Below are 7,401 nucleotides of genomic sequence, written 5' to 3'. Positions count from 1 at the left end.
AAGGGTCTCTTCCACTCCCTTGGGATTCAGTCTGGCATTCCATTGTGTTACAGCTTGCAGCAATCCATCGAAATCGGTAGTCCTGCAGCTGATAAGGCTGCCCACCTTCAGCGATGCAAGATTTGGCGCTGCAAAGCGTATCATACGTTCGTCTGACACGGCTTAAGTAGTACACAAACAGAGGAATTTGGTCAATACCTATGATAGTAGTAGGAATTATTGGTTTACCCCGTCGATGACCCCGACGAGTTTTTTCATTTTCTGGGCCAAGGAAGAGGCGGGCCCGAAGAGTTTGTCAGCCTGCTTGTGAGCCCAGTGATAGAGAACCACCGCATCATCAAAATTCCCCAGTTTGCGGTAACAGCGCCCGATATGCACCAAAAGCCCGATTTTTTCAGCCTCGGTGGCAAACTGTTCATCACTGTCCAAGTATGAGCGAACAACCTGATAGTGATCGAGTGCTTGCTTGTACCGTTTCATTTTCTCCAAACAGAAGGCGAGGGCGCACCGCGCCATGATCGCCTGGCTGGAGACCGATCCCGACAACTCCTCAAGCAGGGAGAAGACATGTTTTCTGATAACTAATTCCTGGGGATACAGTTCCTTGTTGTGCTGGATGTCAGCCTGGAAACAGAGTACATCGATATACAGGTCATAAGCGGGCCCGTTCTCCTCGGACCAGTTCAACGAAAGCAGGGATGTAGCGATGCCCTGCGCCATCTCGCTCTGCCCATCGTCAAGGTAGGAGAGTCCCAAGGCAATCAAGGCCTCCAAGGTTCGTTCGTCTTCATCACCATAGAGGTTTTGGCTGGTCTGATAAATCTGCTGGGCGATCTCCAACTCGCTGGAGGTGTCCCGAGCTTGCAGATACGCCATATTCAATTCACTCATCAGTACGACATACTCGGCATTCATCGGCCCATGGACATTGAAATGGGCGATGCGTTGCTTCTCAAGATCAGCAATCTGCTGATGGATCTTGGCAAAGTAGATCGGATCATCAAGCTCGCTGGTCAATAATAGTCGTGCGAAATAGTTTTCCATATAACCAGTATACACAGCTTGACGGCCAAGCAACAAGCTTTTCTCAGGTTTTCCGTGCTCTGATGGCAATGTAGCAGTCATGGATGAAGCTATCCATCATCATGCACCCTGCGGTATCGGTATAGAGGTCGGTGATACAGAAACCGCAATCGGTCACTCCGCCCAAAAGATCCTCCAGGGTATGACTGAACTCCACCGTATCGTGTTGTTTCATTCGTTTTTGCAGCTCTTTGCTGCCGAGGCTGGTCAAATCGGAGTAGGGAAGGGTGTATTTGACGCGAAGCTTGTTCTTCATGGCGCGTTTCTCGTCAAACATATACAGAACAGGATTGGTTATCGAGGTGAGAAAACTGCCCCCCTTTTTCAGAATCCGGTAGCAGTGTCTGTACATGGCCTTTACATCATCGATGAAACAGGATGAGGTTGGATTGAAAATCATGTCGAATGCTGCATCCTCGAAACATGAAAGGTCCCTCATGTCTCCACGTACCAACGTAAGTGACAGGCCGAGTTTTTCTGCAAAGGAGGCATCCTGGGCAAGCTGCTTCCTGGATATATCGAATACGGTCACCTCTGCTCCGGCAAGGCTCAGCAACACAGCCTGCTGCCCGCCTCCCGATGCCAATGCCAAGACGCGTTTTCCTTTGATGTCGGCGACCCAGGATGAGGGCACTTTCTTGAATGGGGAGAGGACCATATCGAGTTCTCCTTTGCGTGCCTTCTCGATCTGCTCTTGTGTGCAACCATCGGTCCAGATATTGCGGCGACCGACCTCCCAATCCCAGGCTTGTGCATTCTGCTCTACATAGGTATCCATGGCCTGACCATAGCATACAAACAAAATCGATGCAATGAAGCCAAATCCAACTAGTTTTCTGATAAAAAGTTAGAAGCCAGAGGCGTATAGGTGAGAACTGAATGGACCTGATGGGAGTGCATCAGGTGCAATGCCTGTGCGTTGCCGCGGAAGGCCGACAAAAAAGGAAGTTCTGCAATGCGGGCATTGCGAAACAGGGTCACATGGGCGTTAAACGGAGTATCGGAGAAACTGATGCCGTTGCGCCTGAGGTCCTTGACCAACATCTCCTGGATTGCCTGAATGTCGGTATTGTGTTTCATTCCCAGCCAAAGGATGCTTCCTCCAGCCTTGTCAAAGTGTCCGAGATGCGTAAACTGCAGGCAAATCGGGTTGCCGGGAAGCCTATCCAATACCTCTTTGAAAAGAGGCAGCAAGAGAGGATCCTGCTCGCCCAAAAAACTCAGTGTAAGGTGCAGATTGGGCCGGGCGGTTCTTCGACCCTTGTCAAGCAGCACTTCGATGCTGTCCTGGATGGCACAAATTGTGTCCAGCGTCTTCTCATCAAAGGTAAGCGCATAGAAGATTCTCATGGCAGCAGTATAGGCTTTCGTGATCGGGAAAACCATACTATAGTACTACAAGAGGAGATTGAACAGAATGCAAATTGTACTCATTGGAGCTGGAAGCGCTCAGTGCGTATGTTAGGGCGTCTGTTTTTATCAAGGAACACCGGCTACCCTTCACCGTAGAAGCTACCACCGACCGCAGGCAAGCGTTGCAGGGCTGTGTCCTGCTTGAGGCACACTACCGTGATTTCGGAAAGGACGCCTATCCCGATATTCTTGCGTATGGTTTGGAGCATCAAACCGAATTCAATACAGAAGGCTCCACCTCGCCCGCTCTGCCTCCACAGGACTCTGTTCGTCCACATCCTGCAACTGCAAATCACTGTGGAAGTTCACGCATGTCCGATGGTGCATTCAGTCAGGAATCTGGCTTGAGAAAGAGAAGGCCTCCTTGGAATTCCAAGGAGGCCTTCTGATTAGCGGCAAAGGGACTTGGACCCCTGACCGAACGGATATGAGCCGTTTGCTCTACCAACTGAGCTATGCCGCCGTAACAACTCTTGCACTATAGCCAATGGTGTTTGGTTTAGTCAAGAGGGTTTTTACCCTCTTTTTATCTGCGGCTTTTTCATGGTAAAGTAGAGTCCATGGAAAAACAACAGTATGTGTGTCCCAAATGCGGTTGCACCCACTATGAAAGCGACCGCTTCCAGGCTACCGGAGGCAATTTTGCCAAGATTTTCGATGTGCAGAACAAACGGTTTGTTACCATCACCTGCAAACAGTGCGGGTATACCGAACTGTACAAGCAGAGTGAACAGCCTGGCTGGGACATCCTCGATTTCTTGACCAATTGAATAGCGAAGCTCTTCTCCAAACCCTCTTGCTTTCAAGCCCGTGTATGAGTACTCTTGTAGCATGACTGGATTCTTTCTGAAAAAAGCGTTTTTCGACGGCTGGGACAACCTCATTTCGATGGTTGTGATCAACTTGGGTTTTCTCTTGATTCTGCTTGCCTTCATGGGCGGCATGTCGCTCTTTGGCACCAATGGAGCTCTCGGTTTGCTCACTCTTTTGGCCAGTGCAGGGTTGTTCGCCTTCTACAGTGCGGGAGCTGCCGCTTCGACGCACGCCTATGCCAAGTATGAACGACCCGGCTGGGAAGGCTTCAAGCGGGGGATCAGGGAGTCGTGGCGCCATGCCCTGTTGTACTGGCTCTTGATCGTGCTCGATGCCACCCTCATCATGTTTGTCATTCCGTTCTACCTCAGTTACGGAAATGCAATCGGCATGTTGCTCAGTGTCCTGCTGTTCTGGCTCTTCATGGGCTTGATGTTCGCACTGTTCTACTACTTTCCCTTGTTCTTTCTCATGCAAGGCGACAGGCCGACGAAAACGCTGAAGAAGAGTTTCATCATCGTATTCGACAATCTCTTCTTCACCCTCTTCTTTGCTGTATATCAGGTGGTTACTCTGGTTTTCTCGGCGTTGCTGGCAGGTCTCGCTCCCGGTATTACCGGCATGTACCTTGCTTCCAGTGATGCGGTGAAGCTTTTGATGCTCAAGTATGACTATTTGGAAGAGCATGCGGATGCTGACAGAAAACACCTGCCTTGGGACGAACTGCTGTATGAGGAACGCGAATGTGTCGGTCATCGCTCATTGAAAAACATGATTTTCCCCTGGAAGGACTGACATGTCCTATGAGGTTGAGCTGAAAGCCCATGTGCATGACCAAGCGAAGATGAAATGCAGGCTTGATGGACTGGACGGCGTCTCTGCACCTCTTTGCGAGATCAAAGAGGATGTCTACTACTGCACCCCGGGCGAGGACGCTCTTTTCAGGCTCAGAAGAGAGAGCATCGGCCCTTCCTTTTCTGCTTTGTCGGGCCAACTGGTTTTCACCAGAAAATACAAGACACTCAAGGACGGCATCGAGGTTAATCAGGAGCTGGAGTTCACAGCAAGCGACAGCCAGTTTGAGAATGCACATGCATTCTGCCTGTCCCTCGGATATGAAGTCCATATTCGAAAAACCAAAAGGGGATATGCCTACTCCTATCAAGTTTCCGATGACCTTCCTCTATTGCATCTGGAACTGGTCGAAGTCCCTCCGCTTGGTTGGTTCTTGGAGATGGAGTTCATCCTTGAAGAGGAAAAGAAGGTCCCCATAGCGAGGACCTTCCTGATGGAAATGCTGCATAGGCTGGGACTAGACCAAGCCGACATTGAAAGCAGGTACTACACGCACCTGCTCAAGGCTCAGTCGATCGGATAACGCGGGACATCGTCGACCAGCAAATACTTGCTGATGCAACGAATCAAAACTTCATGGTCCTCGACGTCCCTGAGGCCTGAGACCATGGCGGCTGCGACACAACCGACTCCCTCGACGAAAATCGGGAAGCCACCACCGCATGCCACAAATTGAGAGGGGTCCAATCCGCGATCGGCAAGGGTTGCCCCCCGCTTCTTGAGAAACAGTGAGTAGCGAAGGGTGCTCATCTCAAAATGCTGGACGGTACGGAATTTGCGGTCGATCCACCCGTCGTTGCCCAGATTGGTTCCCTCAAGGGCATAATGGAACAGTGTCTTTCCACTCAGTGCCTTGATGGAGATGGCAATCTTCAAATCATTATCCATTGCATCGGCAACAAAGATTTTCCCCAGTTCCCATGCATCCTCGCAGGTGAACGTCTCAAATGTGAGCAGTTCTTCCTGTGCCACCAAGATCGCCATTCTCTCTTCCAATTCCATCTCTCACTCTCCTGGGAAGCGGATACCCCACTGTGAGCGCAGTGTATCCATCACTTCCATGACTTTGATGATTTCGCTGTGAGGCATCTGCTTGCACTCAAGCGCTCCTTCCTCGATCGCCTTGCGGCATGCTTCAACCTGATGTTCGAAACCGGTGATAAATTTGAAGGGTTTGTAGGTCTCCACCAGATTGTATTCCTTGTCGTATACGTTGATTCCCTCGCAGTTGTTGATATTCAAGAACTCGATGAACCCCCTGGTGCCGAAGATGGCTCCACGACGGTCCGAGGTGCTGACCATGGAGGAGTGCAATACGGCCATCTTATCCCCCTTGAAGGTGAGGGTGATGGAGTTGGATTCATCCACTCCGCTGTCGGTCTTGATGCAACTCGATTCAATGCTCTCGATGTTGTTGCCGAACACCATCATTGCAAAGTTGATCGGATAGACGCCCACATCCAGCAGGGCTCCGCCGGCGAGGGCGGGATCGGTCAAACGCTTGACACCCTTGACCGGATAACACAAATTGGCCGTCAGTGCATGCGGCTCTCCGATGACCCTCCGCTCCAAAATCTGATCGAGCACCAGGCGCATGGGCAGATACCTTGTCCAAATTGCTTCAGCGACGAGCAATTTTTTCTCCCTGCCGTAGGCAAGGACCTTCCTGGCCTGCTCGGCGTTCATGGTGAAAGACTTTTCGCACAAAACATGCTTGCCTTTGTCAAGGCACATCATCATATGCTCAAAATGCAGGGAATGGGGAGTACAGACGTACACCAAATCAATCTCGGGGTCGCTGAGCATCTCCTCATAGGATCCATACGCCTTGCGCACATTCCATTTTTGGGCAAACTCGCGTGCCTTCTGCAAATCGCGGGATGCAACCGCATGCGCCTCGACATGTTCCATTTCATTAACCGTAGCGGCCATCTTGCGAGCAATATTGCCTGCTCCCAGTATTCCTAGTTTCATATGGCTCCTCCTGCGTTCCAGTATAGGCGCAACAGAGGGTCTTGAAAAGTCAAATCATCACGGCATTCAGTTGAGTTGCAAGGGAGAGGAGGCCGACCAAGGCAAAAATCGAAGTGGTCCGCATGCGCGATTGTGGTTTGCTCACCAGGGCAACCAGCGACCAGAGGCTGAAGAGCAGGGTGCGGATCACACTCTCAAGCGACTGGGATGCGATGAGGGAAAGCAGGGGAAGCATGGCGGCAAGGGCAAGACTTACCTGCAGGGAAAGTTGGGTTCTTCCTACGAGGAAAAGGAGGCTCAAGGCAACCAGAGCCAAGGAGAGCGATTGGGTGATTTGCAGTTTGCCGGCGTCAAAGAAGGTGGCGATGGTGAGGTTGATAAATGCCAATGCCAGTATTTTGGAAATCTCCTTGAGATTGTAGAATACCAGACAGCTTTTCTTCTCTCGGTGCATGAAGTGATAGAGGGCGGAGAACACAAAGACGGCAACCATGAACGAGAAGGAAAGTATCAAGGAGAGCTCAACCCTGTCGGCCTTCAGCATCCGCACCGTGAAGAGGGAAACCAGCCAAATGGCGATAAAGGCGGAAACACAGTCTACAATGCCGTTGAAAACAGAATTCGGATGGTAGGCTTGCTTGGGACCGAAGGAATCGGCGTTGTAGTTGAAACGGAACGAAGTACCGTTCTTCAACTCCGCCTTGAAGCTCAGCTTCTGTACCGAATCTGCATGCTCGGCAATCTCCTGCACCTGGGTCTTGAATTCGGAAAATGCGCGTTGTAGGTCTTCCATGGTCAACTCCAGAATTTGTCGGTCTTGATTTCTCGAATCAAGGCTTCGATTCGTATGCCAAGCTCATCAAGAATGCTCTGACAAGCCTTGTCTCGGTCCACCTCGGCCAACGAAAGAGCCGCTTTGAACTCCATCGGTTTTCCGATATTTGCATAGTAGTTGCGGCTTACCACCGTCATGGTTCTGCCGGCAGTCCTGCTCATCTTGTTTTTCACCCGTCGCTTGGGGGCGATGAGCCCGATGGGGATGACAGGGCAGGGATGGGAAAGGTATATCTCTGCGATGCCCCGTTTGAAAGCCATCAAGGTCTCTTGGGTGTTCAATCCGCCTTCGGGGAAAATGTACACACTCTCTCCTTTTTGCAGGTATGATACCGCCTTTGCAACCACCTGTTTGCGATCTTCCTTGGTGAGAGCCGGAATCTGTTCAGTCCATCCTAGGAACGACCCTACAACAGGAATCCCGAAACC

11 protein-coding genes and 1 tRNA gene are annotated in these 7,401 nt (G+C 50.9%); 4 read left to right on the top strand and 8 right to left on the bottom strand.

Annotated features, from left to right (window positions below):
* Nucleotides 1–216 precede the first annotated feature (216 nt).
* Genes B3K89_RS13130 through thpR form a run of 3 tightly spaced genes read right to left on the bottom strand, consistent with a single transcriptional unit; the run spans nt 217 to nt 2,433 of the window.
* The gene (locus B3K89_RS13130; RefSeq protein ID WP_293896543.1) at nt 217–1,044 is read right to left on the bottom strand and encodes a tetratricopeptide repeat protein; all 828 of its coding nucleotides are present in this window, start codon (nt 1,042–1,044) and stop codon (nt 217–219) included.
* Nucleotides 1,045–1,087: 43 nt separating this feature from the next.
* Nucleotides 1,088–1,861, bottom strand: coding sequence for a class I SAM-dependent methyltransferase (locus B3K89_RS13125; RefSeq protein WP_293896540.1), 774 nt, complete (start codon nt 1,859–1,861; stop codon nt 1,088–1,090).
* 50 nt (nt 1,862–1,911) lie between these two features.
* Nucleotides 1,912–2,433, bottom strand: coding sequence for an RNA 2',3'-cyclic phosphodiesterase (gene thpR, locus B3K89_RS13120; RefSeq protein WP_293896537.1), 522 nt, complete (start codon nt 2,431–2,433; stop codon nt 1,912–1,914).
* A 74-nt stretch (nt 2,434–2,507) separates the two neighbouring features.
* On the opposite strand from thpR, the gene B3K89_RS13115 reads away from it, so the two are divergent.
* Entirely contained in the window at nt 2,508–2,885 is a 378-nt protein-coding gene (locus B3K89_RS13115) for a hypothetical protein (protein WP_345907524.1), read from the top strand.
* Between the two features lies 1 nt (nt 2,886).
* On the opposite strand, the gene B3K89_RS13110 is transcribed toward B3K89_RS13115, so the two are convergent.
* Nucleotides 2,887–2,959 (bottom strand) — tRNA-Met (locus B3K89_RS13110).
* A gap of 97 nt (nt 2,960–3,056) precedes the next feature.
* Here B3K89_RS13110 and B3K89_RS13105 point away from each other — a divergent pair.
* From B3K89_RS13105 to B3K89_RS13095, 3 genes are all read left to right on the top strand, one after another.
* Complete coding sequence (locus B3K89_RS13105) at nt 3,057–3,266, top strand: zinc ribbon domain-containing protein (protein WP_293896531.1); 210 nt, start codon at nt 3,057–3,059, stop codon at nt 3,264–3,266.
* 61 nt (nt 3,267–3,327) lie between these two features.
* Nucleotides 3,328–4,104, top strand: coding sequence for a hypothetical protein (locus B3K89_RS13100; protein ID WP_293896528.1), 777 nt, complete (start codon nt 3,328–3,330; stop codon nt 4,102–4,104).
* A gap of 1 nt (nt 4,105) precedes the next feature.
* Nucleotides 4,106–4,687 (top strand): CYTH domain-containing protein, encoded by a 582-nt coding sequence (locus tag B3K89_RS13095; protein WP_293896525.1) that lies wholly within the window; start codon nt 4,106–4,108, stop codon nt 4,685–4,687.
* On the opposite strand, the gene B3K89_RS13090 is transcribed toward B3K89_RS13095, so the two are convergent.
* The 4 genes from B3K89_RS13090 to B3K89_RS13075 all read right to left on the bottom strand — a co-directional run.
* On the bottom strand, nt 4,672–5,166 hold the full coding sequence (locus B3K89_RS13090; protein WP_293896522.1) for a heme-degrading domain-containing protein: 495 nt from the start codon (nt 5,164–5,166) through the stop codon (nt 4,672–4,674). The two genes, B3K89_RS13095 and B3K89_RS13090, sit on opposite strands and share 16 nt — an antisense overlap.
* A gap of 3 nt (nt 5,167–5,169) precedes the next feature.
* Nucleotides 5,170–6,138 carry a Gfo/Idh/MocA family protein gene (locus B3K89_RS13085; RefSeq protein WP_293896520.1) on the bottom strand — a complete coding sequence of 323 codons (969 nt, stop codon included), beginning with the start codon at nt 6,136–6,138 and terminating at the stop codon, nt 5,170–5,172.
* A gap of 49 nt (nt 6,139–6,187) precedes the next feature.
* Complete coding sequence (locus B3K89_RS13080; RefSeq protein WP_293896517.1) at nt 6,188–6,931, bottom strand: hypothetical protein; 744 nt, start codon at nt 6,929–6,931, stop codon at nt 6,188–6,190.
* Between the two features lie 2 nt (nt 6,932–6,933).
* On the bottom strand, nt 6,934–7,401 hold a 468-nt coding region (locus B3K89_RS13075; RefSeq protein ID WP_345907523.1), incomplete at its 5' end, for a lysophospholipid acyltransferase family protein.

The sequence above is a fragment of the Sphaerochaeta sp. UBA5849 genome (genome assembly GCA_002432715.1).
Classification (GTDB): Bacteria; Spirochaetota; Spirochaetia; order Sphaerochaetales; family Sphaerochaetaceae; genus Sphaerochaeta.
This window is presented reverse-complemented; position numbering and strand designations above follow the sequence as displayed.

Coding starts and splice junctions, on each gene's coding strand:
- B3K89_RS13130 (WP_293896543.1), bottom strand. CDS start 1,044: ATGGAAAACTATTTCGCACGACTATTATTGACCAGCGAGCTTGATGAT.
- B3K89_RS13125 (WP_293896540.1), bottom strand. CDS start 1,861: ATGGATACCTATGTAGAGCAGAATGCACAAGCCTGGGATTGGGAGGTC.
- thpR (WP_293896537.1), bottom strand. CDS start 2,433: ATGAGAATCTTCTATGCGCTTACCTTTGATGAGAAGACGCTGGACACA.
- B3K89_RS13105 (WP_293896531.1), top strand. CDS start 3,057: ATGGAAAAACAACAGTATGTGTGTCCCAAATGCGGTTGCACCCACTAT.
- B3K89_RS13100 (WP_293896528.1), top strand. CDS start 3,328: ATGACTGGATTCTTTCTGAAAAAAGCGTTTTTCGACGGCTGGGACAAC.
- B3K89_RS13095 (WP_293896525.1), top strand. CDS start 4,106: ATGTCCTATGAGGTTGAGCTGAAAGCCCATGTGCATGACCAAGCGAAG.
- B3K89_RS13090 (WP_293896522.1), bottom strand. CDS start 5,166: ATGGAATTGGAAGAGAGAATGGCGATCTTGGTGGCACAGGAAGAACTG.
- B3K89_RS13085 (WP_293896520.1), bottom strand. CDS start 6,138: ATGAAACTAGGAATACTGGGAGCAGGCAATATTGCTCGCAAGATGGCC.
- B3K89_RS13080 (WP_293896517.1), bottom strand. CDS start 6,931: ATGGAAGACCTACAACGCGCATTTTCCGAATTCAAGACCCAGGTGCAG.